The 360-nt window shown below is 54.7% G+C and carries 1 protein-coding gene; it reads left to right on the plus strand.

Annotated features, from left to right (window positions below):
• The coding region (locus AC1RPJ_RS07705; RefSeq protein ID WP_481762832.1) for a hypothetical protein at positions 1–266 on the plus strand (266 nt) is incomplete at its 5' end.
• Positions 267–360: the final 94 nt, after the last annotated feature.

The raw sequence follows: 360 nt of genomic DNA on the forward strand, positions 1-360 counted from the left end.
AGTGCGCAGGTAATAACACGCGTCCTCTGGGGTTTGCATTTCAGCTAGTTGGGTCTGGTAGCGCCACTGTCCAGTTCACGCTGCAAAATGCAGGTCTGGCTTGTGATCCAGACCCAGCCGTGCAGGCCGCTGTGAAATGGGTAGACGGGCCAACACCTATTACCCTCACCGGAAACGGGCCGATAGTTCAATCGGATATGCCGTTCTCCGCACTAAAGGTAACTTTCGCTTCGAAGGGCACCGAGTTTTACGTCGTATCCAAATAATAAGGAGTGCGTATGAAACCAATCATGCCGCGCTCGTTCAGCAACGCGACTGCACCACGTCAGCGTGCAGTTGCGGACGTGCCTCCGGCAATTG

It is taken from the genome of Dellaglioa sp. CoH-57-MRSF-17 (genome assembly GCF_056782015.1).